This is a genomic window from Mycobacterium sp. (assembly GCF_965277065.1).
In the GTDB taxonomy this organism is placed as follows: Bacteria; Actinomycetota; Actinomycetes; order Mycobacteriales; family Mycobacteriaceae; genus Mycobacterium.
Genome location: NZ_CBDIBT010000019.1, coordinates 699941 through 714568 on the forward strand (window position 1 = coordinate 699941; position 14628 = coordinate 714568).

Genomic DNA, 14628 nt, shown 5'->3' on the forward strand with positions numbered 1-14628 from the left:
TCGGCTCCCCCGACCTCGGCTCGCGACGCGCGCCGACGACGCCCGCCGTAAGACTGCGACATGGGGGCTGCGCTGCAGGGTAGCGCTGGCGTGATAGCGGCGAGGCTGCGTAATGTGGACTCGTGCGCGACCACCTTCCGCCTGGGCTGCCGCCTGACCCTTTTGCCGACGACCCCAGTGATCCGTCGGCGGCGTTGGATGCCGTCGAGCCCGGTCAGCCGCTGGATGCCCAGGAGCGGATGGCAGTCGAGGCCGACTTGGCCGATCTCGCGGTGTATGAAGCCCTGTTGGCGCACAAAGGTATTCGCGGTTTGGTGGTGTGTTGCGACGAATGTCAGCAGGACCACTACCACGACTGGGACATGCTGCGGGCCAACCTGCTTCAGTTGTTGGTCGACGGCACCGTGCGGCCGCACGAGCCCGCCTACGACCCTGAGCCCGATGCCTACGTGACCTGGGATTATTGCCGGGGATACGCGGATGCTTCGCTCAACGAGGCGACCTCGGACACTTTCAGATCACGGGAATAGCCCGGCTCGCCGCTGAGTGGCAGCAATAGCGAACCGGCAGATTTCAAGGCCGTCGCCAGGTTCCGCCCCAGTGCTCGACACGGCCCGCGCAGTCGTCGCGGACCCCACGCAGGTCGGCGGTCCGTTCGTCCGTGTCAGCGAGGTCGACGAGCAGGCAGGCCAGCGCCCAGCGCAGCGGCACCAGACCCAGACTTTCAGTGAGTTCCAAGGCCGCCTCGGCGACGTCTCGCGCCCGCCCGAGCGCACCGGCGCTGCACAGCGCCGCGGCCAGCACCACCTGACTCTTCGCGCAATGCCGGGCCGCGCCGTCCATGGTGGTCGCGGCCAACTCCACCGCGGCCTCGGCGTGACGCACCGCCACGGCGCCGTCGGCGCTGACCATCGCCAGCTCGGCAGCCACCCACGCCCGCCGCACCGCCAGCCGCTGCGGAGCCCGCGTCGCGAACGGCTCCGCCCGCGCCAGCAGCGTCGCCGCGGCGGCCAGCCGCCCGACACCGAGCGCGTCGGCCGCGAGTCCCGTCAACGCATCGCCGGCCGCCTCGGGGTCATCGCCCGCCAGGGCCCAGGCGCGACCGTCCCAGCCGCGGGCCAGACCGTGCCAGCCCAGCTGGCGCAGAAACGAAGCACGTGCGCTGTGGGCAAGCGACGCCAGCCGGCCCGACGGTCTGGCTCGAGTGAGGGCCGCCAGGTCGGCGTACGCGCTGCCGTAGCGACCCTGTCCTGCGGCGGCGATCGCGCGCAACCACTGCTGATGCGGTGTGGTCGGTACGGGCAGCGGCCAGCGGCCCGGCTCGTCCCCGAATGCGGCAGCCAGTACGTCTGATTCGCCGGAAAACTCGTAAGAGATATGTATCACGGTCCGTTATCCGTTAAGACTTCATGGTTTCTGAGTTACACCGGTATTAAATCCAACGAGTACCGAATTTGATGTGCATGCCGTCCGATTGGGCCGCGAACTGCGACATTTCCGGGTTGCGAGCGGCCAACATGCACTCCTCGACTCTTGCGAGGCCATCACCTCTATGAACGCAGCGTAAATTCCCAAGCCGCAGTTCGGCATTCGCCTGACTTTAGCCTGTTGACGGCAATTCCCTAGCGCCCCTACGTTTAGTTCCGACGAGTAGTCACCGACGACCCGCTCGATTCAGTTGACGACCAACTAGATCGCGAACTGGCCTGATTAAGGGCGTGTAGAGAGGGACTTCAATGCCGCAACCGGAGCAACTACCAGGTCCCAACGCAGACATTTGGGACTGGCAATTACAAGGCCTTTGCCGCGGCGTGGACTCGTCGGTGTTCTTCCACCCGGACGGCGAACGTGGCCGGGCCCGGCTACAGCGCGAGCGTCGCGCCAAGGAGATGTGCCGCAGCTGCCCGGTGATGGCTCAGTGCCGTGCGCACGCCCTCGACGTGGGCGAGCCGTACGGGATCTGGGGCGGCCTGTCGGAAGCCGAACGCGAACTGCTACTCAAGCGCGACATCGGCCGATCACGCGGTATCCGCCGCAGCGCCTGAACGTACTTTCAGGACGGGTCGGCGCTTAGAGGATCGACCCGTCCTGCTTGTATTGCTCGATTTTGTCCCAGTCCACCCCGGCGTCGAGCAGGATTTCCTCAGTGTGCTGCCCGTGCTCGGGCGCACCGGTCGGCTGCACATGATGGCCGTCGAATTGCACCGGGTTGGTCGGCAGGATGTAGGGCTTCCCGTTCATCGCCTTGACCTCGGGAATGTATCCATTGGCGATGACGGCGGGATCTTCATGCAGCTCGCTGGTCTTCTGCAGCACGGCCCAGGCGCCTGACAGCGGCTTGAGGATCTCCCGCCATTGGTCGACGGTCTTCGAGGCGAATTCGGCGTCCATGATGTCGATGAGCTCGCCGCGGTTCGTGAAGCGCGCATGACCGTCGGCGAACCGTTCGTCGGTGATCAGGTCGGTGCGGCCGATGACCGTCATGAACTCGGGGTAGAACTTGTCACCCTGCAACATCATCAGCGTGATGAAGCGGTCGTCCTTGGTCTTGTAATTGCCCACCAATGGGTTGGGCATGTCGCGGTGGGTGAACGTCGGAATCGGGTCGCCGCCGTAGAGGTTCGCCGCGGTCACCTGCGGGGTCATCGCCCACGCCGCCAGGCCGAGCAGCGAGACGTCCACGATCGAGGTCTCACCGGTCGCCTTGCGTTTGTAGAGCGCGGCGGCGATCCCGCCGGCGATAGTCAGCCCGCCCATCAGGTCGCCGAATGCGGGGGTCTGCATCACCGGCTCGGGAAGCTCGCGGGTCAGCGCATCGGCGATCCCACCGCGCGACCAGAAGGACACGCCGTCATAGCCGGGCCGGTCGGCGTCGGGACCCTCTGGGCCGTAACCGGATCCGCGGACATAGACGATGTCGGGGTTGACGGCGCGGATCTGCTCGAGCCCGATGCCGAAACGATCGCGTCGACTCGGTAGATAGCTGGTGAGGAACACGTCGCTACTCTTGGCGAGTTCGTGAACGACCTCCTGCCCGCCCGGTGTCAGCAGGTCGATGCCGATGGATTTCTTTCCGCGGTTGGGCATTTCGATCATGTAGTTGACAGCGGTAGGACCGCCGGGAATGAGGCCCATCGTGACCAGCCCGCGCTGCGGATCGCCACCTTCGCGTGGTTCGACCTTGATCACGTCAGCGCCCCACTCGGCCAGCACCGCGCCGGCTGCGGGGACGAATGTCCATGCCGCAACCTCTAATACGCGGATGCCACTCAGTGGTTTGGCGTCAGTCATGCAATTCTCCGATCTTGTCGACGAGCAGTTAGTTGTCGATGATTCCGAACCGGCGATAGGCCGCGCGGATATCGGTGCGCGCCTGCTCGGGCAACTTCGCTTGGGGCGGGCGGGATTCCGGGTAGGACCCAATCGGCAGCCCGACCACCGACGCGGCGTATTTGAACGCGCCGCCCCAGTGAGTGAAGTAGTCGGGCCGCCCGGGGTAACGGGTGAACCAGCCGCGCATGTCGAGCTCGAACTGGTCGAGCCCGGACTCCTTCGCGAAATCCATTGCCTCGACCAACTTGTCGTTCCACACCAGATCCCAATACTGCGACAGTGCAGGCTTCTTCGGCGTATCGAACAGGTAGCCGGTGGTACCGAGCTGGCCTGGGCCGACGATTCCGGATCGCAGCCAACCGGCTCGGTACACCGTCGTATCGCATTCCCAGATAACCAGATCCGGCGCAAGCTCGTGCAGCATGCGGCTCTGATGTGGACGGAACGAGCCTTCTTTGGTGGCGCACACCGCGGGGATCTCCTCGACGATCCGAGCGCCCTCCTGCGCAGAGAGGACGTACCCCGAACTGGGTGAGTTGAACATTCCCAGCGCGATGTCGGTGCGGTCGGCGATGTAGGAGAAAAAGCTCAAAACACCTTCCCCGCCATGCAATTCCATCATTGGAGTCTGGATGTAGACGATGTCGGCGCCGGAGTCCTGGGCGTGTTGCGTCAACTCCAGGCAGTCTTTGGCGGACAGCGCCGCGGTGCAGGACTGGACCACCACCTCGGGGTTGATCCTCCGAGCCTCCTCGATGGCGACTTCCAGCAGCTTCTTTCGCTCTGCGATGGTCAGCGACCAGAATTCCGCGACGCCGCTGGTGACCCAGAGCATCGGGTGGTGCAGCGCGCCGACGCAGTGCCGGACCAGCGTGCGGTAGGCATCCCAGTCGATGTCGTCGCCGTCGCGTCCGCTGAACGGCGTGTAGAGCGAGTCGCCGATGCCGTGCAACGAGTTACCCGCCCACTGACGAGCGTCCCTGGCGTTAGCCACCATTCACTCCCTGAACTAGCCGACGATCTCGAAGATCGCGGCCGCTGATGTCACGGCTTTCTCGGCGTTGCCTTCGTCGTGCAGCAGCATGCGCACCCCGACCTTGCCAGACCCGCCCACGTGCGCGGTGCCCTCCACCCGGAACGGGCCGACCTTGCCGCGCGACATGAACATCACATGCCAGCTCACCGCTTGCAGCTTGCGGGTTCCGACGGCGTCGGCGGCCAGGTCTATCGCCGCGGTTTCCAGCAGCACATGCTGCGGGCCGATGTGCAGGGCGGCGTCCGGCGATGCCAGCTCCTCGCTCAGGGCCGGCAGCTGCCAACGTCCGTCGGCACGCTTGCACGCGCCGAAAGCCTGCCACAGCGGCGGCAGCTCGGGTGAGTCCTCGATCACCAGCTCGGTTCCCGAAACATCCATCTTGCCAAGGCCTTCGGGTGGAATGCCGATGATCGCGCCTTGGCCTTCGTTGAAAGCGATGACCCGGTCGGGGTTGTCGGCGTCGACGATCTTGCATCGCCCGTAGCCCATCATCCGGCCCTGGTGGACGTTGCCGGAGTCGACGATCTCCACCCTCGTCACGTCGTAGCCGGGATCGACGATCTGCACCGAGGCGATCACCGGGTTGGGAACGGCGACCATGTCGGTCTGGCAGCCCTCGGGCGAGGCGATGGCCAACGGCGCCACCATGATTCCGCCCGCCTCGTTACGCATATCGCGACGGATGACGACGGTGTCGTCGCTCTCGCCGAGGTTCATCGACGAGTGATTGCGCCCGATGTAGCGATAGCTCAGCAGCCCCGTCCAGCGCCGGTGCAGCTCGACCCGGTACGCGTCGGCGTCACCGGAGAATTCCCTGATGTCTCGTAACGGCCCGGTCAATCGCGTCGTTCCTCCTGAGCGGAAAGTTGAGCAGACGCCCAGTTAGGACTTTACGGCCGCCCCCGCCGATGTAAAGGCGATATCGGCGATCTACTGCGGATCGAAAAGCACCGGTACCGAGGTCGGCGACCGGAACACCTGCCCGCGGACGTGCGGGTCGTCGGCCTCGGGGTCGAGCCTCAGGCTGGGCAGTCGGTCGAGCAGCAGGTTGATGGCGGTGCGCATTTCCAGCCGAGCCAGGTGCATGCCGAGGCAGACGTGGACGCCGTGTCCCCAGCCCAGATTCGCCTTGGCCTGCCGGTGAATGTTGAAGGTGTCGGGATCGGAGTAGCGGTCCTCTTGCCGGTTCGCCGCGCCCAGCATCGGCATCACCGTGCAGCCCGCCGGAATCTTGACCCCGCCGAGTTCGGTGTCGCGCGTCGCTACCCGGGTGATGGTCAGCAGCGGAGGCTCCCACCGCACACCCTCCTCGATCGCCTGCGGAATCAGCGAGCGGTCCGCGCGGATCGCTTCCAGCTGCTCCGGGTCGGACAACAGACCGAGGAGCAGGCTGCCCAGCGACCGGTAGGTCGTCTCGACGCCGGCGGGCAGCAGCAGCCGAAGGAACGAGAAGATCTCCTCGTTGGTGAGCTTCTCGCCGTCGATCTCGGCGGCGCCGAGCGCGCTGATCAGATCGTCCTTGGGCTCCGCTCGACGGGCCTCCAGGATCGGCTCGAAGTATTCGCAGAGCGCGGCCGAGGCCGCCAGCCCGCGTTCGGGATTCATCAGCCAGCTCAGCAGCGAGATCGACCAGCGCTGAAACTGCGGGTAGTCCTTTTCCGGCAGGCCCAGCAGCCCGGCGATGATCTGGCTGGGGTAGTCGAAGGTGAATTCCTTGACCAGGTCCGCCTTGCCCTTAGCCGCGAAGTTGTCGATCAACCCGTTCGCCACCCGCCCGACCAGCTCGTCCTGCCACTTCGCCAAAGCCTTCTGGGAGAACGCCTTCGACACCAGTGAGCGCAGCCGACCGTGGATCGGTTCGTCCATGCCGAGCATCACGCCCGCACCGAGCACCGGACCGAACGCCGCGATGACGGCCGCCGAAGAGAACGTCTCGTTGTCGCGCAGCATCTGCTGGACGTCTTCGTGGCGGTACACGATGAACATCGGTAGCGACTCGTCGTGCGGCAGCGCTCCCGAGATGTCGAGTCGCTGCACCGGCTCCTCGCGACGCAGCCGCGCCAGCTGGGTATACGGATCGCGCACATCCCCGGAGATCGCGTCGTCGAACGCGCCGAAGTCGTCGAGGTCGTCGAAAAGTTGTTCCATTACTACCTACTCCTCAGTGTCTTCGCGACGCTTGGCCGCCAACGTCACCAGGCGTTGCATCACTGGCGCCGGAATGACTTTCGTCGCCGACAGCAAAGCCATTTGGGCCCTTTGGCCCCAAGTCAACGGCCACGCGCCGTCCCGCATCGATCCCTGTCTGGGTATGCCGAGCACGATCCGCGACATGTGGTGCATGCCGATGGCCGGAAGAATCCGGCTGGATATCAACAACATCGACGCGTCCGGTCCCACACCGCGACGCCTGAACGATCCGGTGTCGGCGAGTGCCTTGACCACTCCGTCGGTGAACTTCTCCGGGGGACGGGCGAGTTTCATCGCGGCCCGCCCACGACTGTTCATGGTGCTGTGTTGCCGGGCGTACGGACCGGCGAAATCGCGATCGTCGGTGGTACCCGCATCGGTGATGATCTCAGTGTCGTAGGTGCCGGCCACCAACACGGTGACGCCCAATCCGAACGGCGCGATCTCGACCGCCATCGACTCACCCCAGCGCTCCAGCGCCCCTTTGGCCGCGGAGTACGGGGCGGTGGCCGGTTGACCGCGCACCCCGGCCGCGCTGGACACCAGCACGATGCGCCCTTCGCCCGCTGCCCGCATCGACGGCAGCAGAGCTTGAGTGAGCGCCACCGGCCCGAGGACGCTGGTGGCGAAAAGCCGCTGCCACAACGCCATATCGGTCTCTTCCACCATTCCGGCGGCCGAGACGCCGGCGTTGTGCACGATCGCGAACGGTGTGCCGACGGCTTCGCCGATCGTCTTGGCGGCAGCCGTCACCGATGCGTGGTCGATCAGGTCGAGTTGAACGCCGATCAACCGATCGTCGTCGGCAGCGGCCCCGGTCTCGTCGCGCAGCGCCGCCATGCCTTGTTCGGGCGTGCGCATGGCCGCGACCACGCGCCACCCCTCGCGGTACAGGCGCGCCGCCGTTGCGAAGCCGAGCCCGCGGGACGCGCCGGTGATGACGACGCTACGCAGCTCAGCCATTCTTGCTCGCACAGGCGCCCTGGCCGGGTGGCGGTGCGTCGACGTGCGGCCGGCCATTCGGCTCTCCGCTGGCCCACGTCGACCAGATACCTACCGAGTACGGCCCCTGTGCTCCGGCTTTCTCGTAAAAGCCCTGCGGGTCATACACTTTGGCTTCCGGGTAGGGCCACGGACAGGCTACCGATGTAGCGGCGTGGCTGACCTTGATGACCCAGAACCAGGCACCGTAGGCGAAGTAGGACACGTTGATGATGGCGAACATCACCAGGAACGTGCCCAGCACCGGTCGGGTCGGGAACAACTTCGCTTTGGCGGCAAGCTTTTCCGCCACGGACTTACCGGTGTCGTCGCGGTAGCAGAGAATCGCGGCCGGCACCATCACGAAGCACACCGAGAACGATTCCCAGATCAGCGGGAACTGGAATGTGGTGCCGCTGAATACCGAGCCCCACGGAATCACCTGCGAGTAAATGTACATGCCGGTGTGCACCAGCTGGATCTCCAACCAGGCGTCGAAGACGAAGCCGATCACCAGAGCCAGCAGACCCAAGCTGACCAGAGGATGGCGCGCCACGTAACTCATCGGCCCGTATTTAGCCTGCAGCTTGCGCAGGATCCAGACCGCCGGGAAGTAGGGGCCGAAATAGAACATCGCGTAGCCGAAGACCACGAACGGTTCGACCGTCGGCGACAGCGACACCAACGGCCAGGACTCCGGCCAGTGGATCAGGTCGGGGTTGTAGACGGCGAATGGCGACCAGTTCATGACCGGGTCCTGCCACACGATCAACGTGGTGCACAGGAACATCAGCATCACCGGGCTGCCCGGGTTACGCCGCCAGCCCAAGGTGAACACGATCAGCAGGGTGATCAGCGCGACGCATGTGGCTACGTCGAGGAAGCCGATGTAGTCCAGGCCGAAGATGAACTTCACCGGGCGCGGACGGCCGTGCACGTTTGGGGTCGCGACGCGCGGGTCGAGCACCCAACGGCGGTTCGCGATGAAGAACAGCGCGAAGGCGGCCAGCGCGGCCCCGGCGATCCAGCCCCCCCATTTCCGTTGCGGCGCAGCTGGTTGTGTACCCGCCGCAAGCGGTGTGGATTGCTCGGTGCTCATTTCTTCCTCACCCTTCTTCCCCGAAGCGGTCGACGAGGTGGGAGTTGACGCCGTCGGCGTCGAGCGTGCGAGCCACCAGGTAGCCCGCGCCCATCCAGGCGCGACGCGTCCACTTGCCGAAAGACACGCGGGTGCCGGGGGCGCCGGACGCGGCGGGCAGCATTTTCACCCGCTCCAGCGCCTCCTTGACACCGCGCGGGCTGAGCGGATGGGCGTCGGTGAATGCCCGCACGAGTGTGGCGGCAACGTCGCGATTCACCACGGTGACGCAGAATTCGGGGCGGCTGCCGTTGAACTTCTTCGCGTAGCTGTCGAGGAAGTCCTGCCCGATCTGATTCGCCTCGTCGTACTGATCGACCCCGGTCCACCCCATGAACGCGTTCCACATGATCGGGTTGACCCAGGCGTTCTGCCATGCGGTGGTGGTGAAGCGCGGCGGGTCCCAGCCGATAGCCTCCAGCGCGGGGTTGATGAACACGATTCCGAATCCGAATCCCAGATGCACGATCGCCTCGGACTTCGCCTCGTGCAGCGTCTGCACCGCGGCGTTGATGTCCTGAGCCGTTTGGGCGATTGCAATTTCCGCCACGATCCGAATGCCCTTGCGGCGACACGCACTTCGCAAGTTCTTCAGATAGCTCTCGCCAATGAGGCTTTGCTCGACCAGAACACCGATCTCGGTGAGTCCTCGTTTGGCGATGAGGTCCGCGATGAAGATCGGCTCGTCGGTCATCGATCCCTGCGGGAAAGCGAACGTCCACTCGCCCAGCCAGTCGTCGGTGCCGGTCACGCTGATGGCCGGCACCTTGAACCGTTCCTCGATGGCTTCGCGCAACGGCACGCAGTTGTCGGTGATGTTGGGGCCGAAGACCACGAGGCAGCCCTCGTCGACCAGTTCGCCGTACGCGTCGATGACCGCTTTGACCGAACCCTTGGGCAGACCCTCCACCTCGCGATAGATCATCTGTACGGGACGGTCCATCAGACCCTGCTGGACCGCTTCCTCGAATATCAGGTCGAAAGTCTGAGTGAAGGAGGCGAAAAGCTCCTCGGGGAACCCCGGCGGGAGCTTGAAGTCCATCAGATAGCCGATCTTGATCGGCTCAGCAGTGCTTTCGTAGGACATGGGACCTCCACTTGGACGCGCTCACCGCGTTCAGCCGCCCGGCTTTGGCAAACCTAATATTTGTTCAGACCCTAGCGGCGCTGCTGATCCGCGTCAATCACCCGATCGGGCAGGCTCGCTCAGGTAGACGTTGATCATTTCTTTGAGGCTGCGGGTCACCGCGACGTCGTCGGTGAGAGGGCCGGCGATGGCCGCTTCGGCCGCCGCGTACATCGAGAGGCCCTCGGCAACCAGCCGGCCGGCCGCGATGAGCACCCGGGTCGATGCCACCTCGCGCAGTCCCCCGGATTCGAGACGGCGGATGGCCTGGCCGAACCGGACCAGCTCGGCCGCCGTCGCGGCGTCCACACCGGACTCATGCGCAACGATGCCCTCTTCGACTTCGCTTGCCGGAAAACCGAATTCGATGGCGATCATCCGCTGCCGGGTGGAGTCCTTGAGGTCCTTGAGCACGCTCTGGTAGCCGGGGTTGTAGGAGACAACGAGGCCGAATCCCGGCGCCGCGTCCAGCGTGACACCGAGTCGCTCGATCGGTAGCTGGCGCCGGTAGTCCGCGAGTGGATGCAGTACGACTGTGGTGTCCTGACGGGCCTCCACCACCTCGTCGAGGTAACAGATCGCGCCCTCGCGCACGGCACAAGTCAGCGGGCCGTCGACCCACTCCGTCTCGCCGCCACGCAGCAGATACCGGCCGACCAGGTCGGCAGTGGTCAGGTCGTCGTGGCAGGCCACGGTGATCAGCGGTCGGCCCAGGTCATGGGCCATCGCCTCGACGAAGCGGGTTTTGCCGCAGCCGGTCGGGCCCTTCAGCAGGATCGACAACCCTTGGTGGTAGGCAGCCTTGAAGACGGTTTCTTCGTTGCCGATTGCCGTATAGAAGGGCCGCATCTTGCCGGCAGTCGGCGATGCCCCGTTCGGGTGCGCGAGCGCGGGCTCGTTGGCCATTACTACCCTTCCGCCAGCCGCTGCGTTGCGGTCCATGGAGCGTAAACGGAACAGATGTTAGTTTCAACAACGCTGACGGAGCGACCGGTCGTCATGACACGCGCCGCTTCACCTCGGATGAGCGAATCGCCGAACGGAAAAGCGGCCCAACGACTCTCGTGAGTTCGTCTGGGCGGGCAATGCCGGCGTGTGCAGTACTTCCGAATACCCGGCGCAGCGAAGCGACGTCGGTCCCTGCCCCTACCGTCAGGCAGACGCAGCCGGTACCGCGGCGGCGCGCCTCGGTGAGTGCGCGGCGTGAATCCGCCGCGCCATAGGCGCGCTCGTAACCGTGGTCGTAGGCCAGTCCGTCGGACAGCACCACCAGGAGTCGGCGCGACGTTCCGCCCCGCGCCTCCAACACCGCCGAGCCGTGCCGGATCGCCGCGCCGAGCCGAGAGTAGGCGCCGGGCTCCAAACTGTTCAATTGTCTGAGCACAATGCTGTCGAGGTGATCGTCGAATCTCTTGACCGGCACCATGCTCACCGCGGAACGGCCCTGCGAGAAGTACGCATACAGCGCCACCCGATCACCCAGGTCGTGCAGAGCGACCATCAGGTTGGCGACCACGGTGCGCTGCTGCTGGTGCACAGTCCGCCCCATCGTGCCGGCCTCTGCCGTCGAACCCGAGATGTCCAGCAGCAATAGCACCGACAAGTCGCGTCGCCGGCGCAGGCTATCGAGATACACCGCCTCGTCGGGCACCGATCCGGCGATCGCGTCGACACGCGCTTCGACCACGGCGTCGATGTCGATGTCGTCGCCTTGTGTCTGTCGGTGCCGGCGGTGCAAGCCCATTCCGAGCCGGGCCAACGGGCGTCGCAGACCGATGGCCCCGTCGATCGTCGGACTCGCCGATGCCTTTGCCGCCGAATCGATTTCGACTACGGTGCACCAATCAGCCCGGTAGCTCCTGCGGTTGACATCCCACTCGGGATACGTCACACCGCGGGCGCTCAGATCGGCTGCGTGGTCGATGACATCCTCGCTCGCCGCGGTCGCCAGCGACGACACCGCATAGGCGCCGCGCTTCCCGGAATTGGTGCGATGCGTCGGGTTGTCCGCACCGGGCGGTCCTCCTCCGCTTTCGGTCTTCCGTGCCGACGACAGCATCTTCTTCAGCCATTTGCCGATGGATCCGCCGCCGCCCACCGGGCTGGTGAACAGGTCCGGGGCGTCGGTGTCGTCGACCTCGCCGTCGTCGAGCTCGTCCAATTCCTGACGCTGGGTGCCGCGCGGAATATGCGCGGGCGTCTCCTGCTCGGTTTGTTTCGCCGCACGTGCGCTTACCGCCAGCACCTTGGTGGCGCGGATGACGCCGAATTCCGGCGGCGGGTCGTCGACCGCTTGTTTTCCGGACGCCAGGCTCAGCGATTCCGCCGGCGAGTTGCTGCGACGGGCGATGTCCGCGTCACCGAGCGATGCCAGCACCCGGGGCAACACGTCAGCATTGGCGGCCAGTGCGCGATGCCCTTCGATCGTCAAATATCGCTTGGCCCAACGCGAACGGCGGGCCAGTGGACAGATAAACTCAGGGTCGAGGCTGCCCGCGGCGATCATCGACGCTTGTACGGCGATGGCCTCCAGGTTCACCCGGAAGGGCGCCGAGGTGTCGATGAAGACGGTCTGGCCATCCGTCCACGGCGAATCGCCGGGCGGCCCTCCATCGACTGTCACGAGTCGTCCGGCGAAGGCGGTGGCAAACATGCCGAAATGCTGCAACCGGTCGGCATCAGTGCCGTCCGCCACCCGCTACCTCCGCCATCTACTCTGACCAAATATCTGTTCCAGGGTAGCGGCCCGGCTTGATCGGCGTCAACAAGAATCTGGGTGGATGACAGCGGCGATCGATGTTGTGACCAGATATTTGGTTCCCGAATCGTAGGAGGCAGTTGGTGCCGGCTTGCCGGTGTCGTCGACTTCTTCGGTGGCGATCGGCGTTGTCCAGATTTTTCGGTGCGCTAGCTGCGAAACTTGTTGGCGCGTGGCCTCAGTGGAGTCGATATGCACTGGCCCGGTGGCGGATGTCGAGGACGATGACCGTGTGTTGGACATCGTCGATCTCGTACAGCACTCGCCAGTGGCGCGCCAGGCGTGCGCTGCGGATGCCTTCGAGTTCCTCGCCCAGCGGTTCGCCTACGCGGTACGGGTTGGCGAGCAAAGGGCCGGTGATGAACTCGACTGCTGCGGTGGCGACGTCGCGGGGCAGTCGATCCGCGATGGCCCTGCGCGCTGGAGGTGCTGTTCCAAGTTGGTAGGCCTCCGTCACGATGCGTGGTGGCGCTTCAACAGCGCCCGCGCCGCATCGGTGCCGTACACGACATCGCCTGAACGCACCGCCTCTCTCGCCTCGGCGAGGGCCCGCAGCGCCTCGGGCTCGGCCTTGATCTCTGCGGTCTCGCGCTGGGCAAGATAAATCTCGACGGCGTGCACGACCGCCTGATGCATACTGCGGTGATCTTCTTCGGCGGCCACGCGCAGTTCGGCGTCCAACTCAGCTGGAAGACGCAATGTCATTGCCATACCATTATGGTAGCAAATGACACCAAGATGGTGCATAACGCCGCATTTGGCGACGCGCAGTAGCCTTCCTCGGAATCAGCTGTGCAGATGTAGCCGTTCGCCGTGTGGACCGAACATCATGATCGCCTCCACCGGACCGTCGACGACGCCGAACCAGTGCGGCGTCCATGTCGAGAACTCCACGGCTTCACCGGGATTGATGGTGAAATCGCGCTTACCGAGGACCAGTCGCAACCGGCCTGACAGCACATAGATCCATTCCTGACCTTCATGCACCGGTAGCTCGGCGGGCAGCTTGCGACGGCGGGAACTGACCCGGATCTTGAACGCATGCAGCCCGCCGGCGGGGCCCTGCCGAGTGAGTGGCCAGTACGTGATGCCGTGGCGGGTCTGCGAGCTCCCGCGCACGCGCGGGTCTTCGGCCGTTGGTTCGCGGACCAACTCGTCGGTGCTGACAGACAGCGCCGCGGCCAGTCGCGGCAGATGATCCAGCGCGAGTCGGCGTTTCCCCGACTCCAGACGGCTCAGCGTGGAGACATCGATCCGCGCTGCTTGCGCGACGTCCTCGAGCGTCAGCCCGCGTTGCACGCGAAGCTCGCGCAGCCGACGCCGTACCAGCACATCGACGCTGTCTTTTGCCTCCATGGCAAGAAACCTTGCCACGATGCGTTCGCCGCGGGCAAGGTGACGTCATGGCAATGTCTGAGGCACAACAAAGCTGGGAAGAGCACTACGGCGAACGCGATCGGGTGTGGAGTGGCCGGGTGAACGTCATGCTGGCCGAGCTGGTGGAGCCGATGATGCCGGGGCGTGCGCTCGACCTCGGGTGCGGTGAGGGCGCCGACGCGATGTGGCTCGCCGAGCACGGCTGGCGCGTGACGGGGGTGGACGTCTCGGAGACCGCCCTGGGCCGGGCGTCGGCCGATGCAGCGGCCCGCAATCTGGCCGATCGCATCGACTTTCAGCGCCACGACCTGACGGAGAGTTTTCCGGCTGGCGCGTTCGACCTGGTGTCGGCGCAGTTTTTGCATTCGGCAGTCCCGCTGGATCGCACGCGGCTGTTGCGACGGGCGGCCGAGGCCGTCGCCGCGAGCGGCACGCTGTTAGTGGTGGATCATGGCGCTGCACCGCCGTGGGCGTCGAAGCTGGATCACCGTCGCCATGAGTTCCCGACCGCGGACGAAGTGGTGTCGTCGTTGAATCTCGATGAGTCTCAATGGGATCGGATCAGGGTCGGCGCGGTCGAGCGCGACGCGGTCGGACCGGAGGGGCAGCAGGCGGTCCTCACTGACAACGTGATGGTCTTGCGGCGGTGTTGACTAACGGCCCGGCGACCGAAAGATCATGCGCCGTAA

At 65.3% G+C, this 14628-nt stretch carries 16 protein-coding genes; 3 read left to right on the forward strand and 13 right to left on the reverse strand.

Annotation, left to right across the window (positions count from 1 at the left end; all coding sequences use genetic code 11):
• Positions 1–122: 122 nt before the first annotated feature.
• On the forward strand, positions 123–530 hold the full coding sequence (locus ACQY5A_RS20525; protein ID WP_428342150.1) for a DUF5319 domain-containing protein: 408 nt from the start codon (positions 123–125) through the stop codon (positions 528–530).
• 43 nt (positions 531–573) lie between these two features.
• Here ACQY5A_RS20525 and ACQY5A_RS20530 read toward each other — a convergent pair whose 3' ends face one another.
• Positions 574–1386 carry a hypothetical protein gene (locus ACQY5A_RS20530; RefSeq protein WP_428342151.1) on the reverse strand — a complete coding sequence of 271 codons (813 nt, stop codon included), beginning with the start codon at positions 1384–1386 and terminating at the stop codon, positions 574–576.
• Positions 1387–1736: 350 nt separating this feature from the next.
• On the opposite strand from ACQY5A_RS20530, the gene ACQY5A_RS20535 reads away from it, so the two are divergent.
• On the forward strand, positions 1737–2045 hold the full coding sequence (locus ACQY5A_RS20535; RefSeq protein ID WP_428342152.1) for a WhiB family transcriptional regulator: 309 nt from the start codon (positions 1737–1739) through the stop codon (positions 2043–2045).
• A gap of 25 nt (positions 2046–2070) precedes the next feature.
• Here the strand turns inward: ACQY5A_RS20535 and ACQY5A_RS20540 are convergent, their stop codons facing one another.
• From ACQY5A_RS20540 to ACQY5A_RS20595, 12 genes are all read right to left on the reverse strand, one after another.
• Positions 2071–3291: a CaiB/BaiF CoA transferase family protein gene (locus tag ACQY5A_RS20540; RefSeq protein ID WP_428342153.1), complete on the reverse strand. Its 1221-nt coding sequence runs from the start codon at positions 3289–3291 to the stop codon at positions 2071–2073.
• Between the two features lie 28 nt (positions 3292–3319).
• A complete protein-coding gene (locus ACQY5A_RS20545; RefSeq protein WP_428342154.1) occupies positions 3320–4327 on the reverse strand; it encodes a dihydrodipicolinate synthase family protein in 1008 nt (335 codons plus the stop codon).
• Between the two features lie 15 nt (positions 4328–4342).
• The gene (locus ACQY5A_RS20550) at positions 4343–5209 is read right to left on the reverse strand and encodes a hypothetical protein (protein ID WP_428342155.1); all 867 of its coding nucleotides are present in this window, start codon (positions 5207–5209) and stop codon (positions 4343–4345) included.
• 90 nt (positions 5210–5299) lie between these two features.
• The gene (locus ACQY5A_RS20555; RefSeq protein ID WP_428342156.1) at positions 5300–6517 is read right to left on the reverse strand and encodes a cytochrome P450; all 1218 of its coding nucleotides are present in this window, start codon (positions 6515–6517) and stop codon (positions 5300–5302) included.
• Positions 6518–6523: 6 nt separating this feature from the next.
• Positions 6524–7522 (reverse strand): SDR family oxidoreductase, encoded by a 999-nt coding sequence (locus ACQY5A_RS20560; RefSeq protein WP_428342157.1) that lies wholly within the window; start codon positions 7520–7522, stop codon positions 6524–6526.
• Positions 7515–8639 (reverse strand): spirocyclase AveC family protein, encoded by a 1125-nt coding sequence (locus ACQY5A_RS20565; RefSeq protein WP_428342158.1) that lies wholly within the window; start codon positions 8637–8639, stop codon positions 7515–7517. The genes ACQY5A_RS20560 and ACQY5A_RS20565 overlap by 8 nt, the downstream gene beginning before the upstream one ends.
• Positions 8640–8646: 7 nt before the next feature.
• Positions 8647–9765, reverse strand: coding sequence for an ABC transporter substrate-binding protein (locus ACQY5A_RS20570; RefSeq protein ID WP_428342159.1), 1119 nt, complete (start codon positions 9763–9765; stop codon positions 8647–8649).
• Between the two features lie 93 nt (positions 9766–9858).
• Complete coding sequence (locus ACQY5A_RS20575; protein WP_428342160.1) at positions 9859–10710, reverse strand: CbbQ/NirQ/NorQ/GpvN family protein; 852 nt, start codon at positions 10708–10710, stop codon at positions 9859–9861.
• 91 nt (positions 10711–10801) lie between these two features.
• The gene (locus tag ACQY5A_RS20580; RefSeq protein ID WP_428342161.1) at positions 10802–12499 is read right to left on the reverse strand and encodes a nitric oxide reductase activation protein NorD; all 1698 of its coding nucleotides are present in this window, start codon (positions 12497–12499) and stop codon (positions 10802–10804) included.
• A 241-nt stretch (positions 12500–12740) separates the two neighbouring features.
• Positions 12741–13019 carry a type II toxin-antitoxin system RelE family toxin gene (locus ACQY5A_RS20585; protein WP_428342162.1) on the reverse strand — a complete coding sequence of 93 codons (279 nt, stop codon included), beginning with the start codon at positions 13017–13019 and terminating at the stop codon, positions 12741–12743.
• Positions 13016–13273, reverse strand: coding sequence for a hypothetical protein (locus ACQY5A_RS20590; RefSeq protein ID WP_428342163.1), 258 nt, complete (start codon positions 13271–13273; stop codon positions 13016–13018). The genes ACQY5A_RS20585 and ACQY5A_RS20590 overlap by 4 nt, the downstream gene beginning before the upstream one ends.
• A 75-nt stretch (positions 13274–13348) precedes the next feature.
• Positions 13349–13918, reverse strand: a complete 570-nt coding sequence (locus tag ACQY5A_RS20595) for a helix-turn-helix domain-containing protein (RefSeq protein WP_428342164.1) — start codon at positions 13916–13918, stop codon at positions 13349–13351.
• 47 nt (positions 13919–13965) lie between these two features.
• Between ACQY5A_RS20595 and ACQY5A_RS20600 the strand changes: the two genes are divergently transcribed.
• On the forward strand, positions 13966–14592 hold the full coding sequence (locus ACQY5A_RS20600) for a class I SAM-dependent methyltransferase (protein ID WP_428342165.1): 627 nt from the start codon (positions 13966–13968) through the stop codon (positions 14590–14592).
• Positions 14593–14628 lie beyond the last annotated feature (36 nt).

What these genes read in the sequence shown, in the direction of transcription:
- ACQY5A_RS20560 (WP_428342157.1), bottom strand. Translation starts at nt 7,522, where the DNA reads ATGGCTGAGCTGCGTAGCGTCGTCATCACCGGCGCGTCCCGCGGGCTC.
- ACQY5A_RS20570 (WP_428342159.1), bottom strand. Translation starts at nt 9,765, where the DNA reads ATGTCCTACGAAAGCACTGCTGAGCCGATCAAGATCGGCTATCTGATG.
- ACQY5A_RS20565 (WP_428342158.1), bottom strand. Translation starts at nt 8,639, where the DNA reads ATGAGCACCGAGCAATCCACACCGCTTGCGGCGGGTACACAACCAGCT.
- ACQY5A_RS20595 (WP_428342164.1), bottom strand. Translation starts at nt 13,918, where the DNA reads ATGGAGGCAAAAGACAGCGTCGATGTGCTGGTACGGCGTCGGCTGCGC.
- ACQY5A_RS20540 (WP_428342153.1), bottom strand. Translation starts at nt 3,291, where the DNA reads ATGACTGACGCCAAACCACTGAGTGGCATCCGCGTATTAGAGGTTGCG.
- ACQY5A_RS20535 (WP_428342152.1), top strand. Translation starts at nt 1,737, where the DNA reads ATGCCGCAACCGGAGCAACTACCAGGTCCCAACGCAGACATTTGGGAC.
- ACQY5A_RS20590 (WP_428342163.1), bottom strand. Translation starts at nt 13,273, where the DNA reads ATGGCAATGACATTGCGTCTTCCAGCTGAGTTGGACGCCGAACTGCGC.
- ACQY5A_RS20600 (WP_428342165.1), top strand. Translation starts at nt 13,966, where the DNA reads ATGGCAATGTCTGAGGCACAACAAAGCTGGGAAGAGCACTACGGCGAA.
- ACQY5A_RS20555 (WP_428342156.1), bottom strand. Translation starts at nt 6,517, where the DNA reads ATGGAACAACTTTTCGACGACCTCGACGACTTCGGCGCGTTCGACGAC.
- ACQY5A_RS20575 (WP_428342160.1), bottom strand. Translation starts at nt 10,710, where the DNA reads ATGGCCAACGAGCCCGCGCTCGCGCACCCGAACGGGGCATCGCCGACT.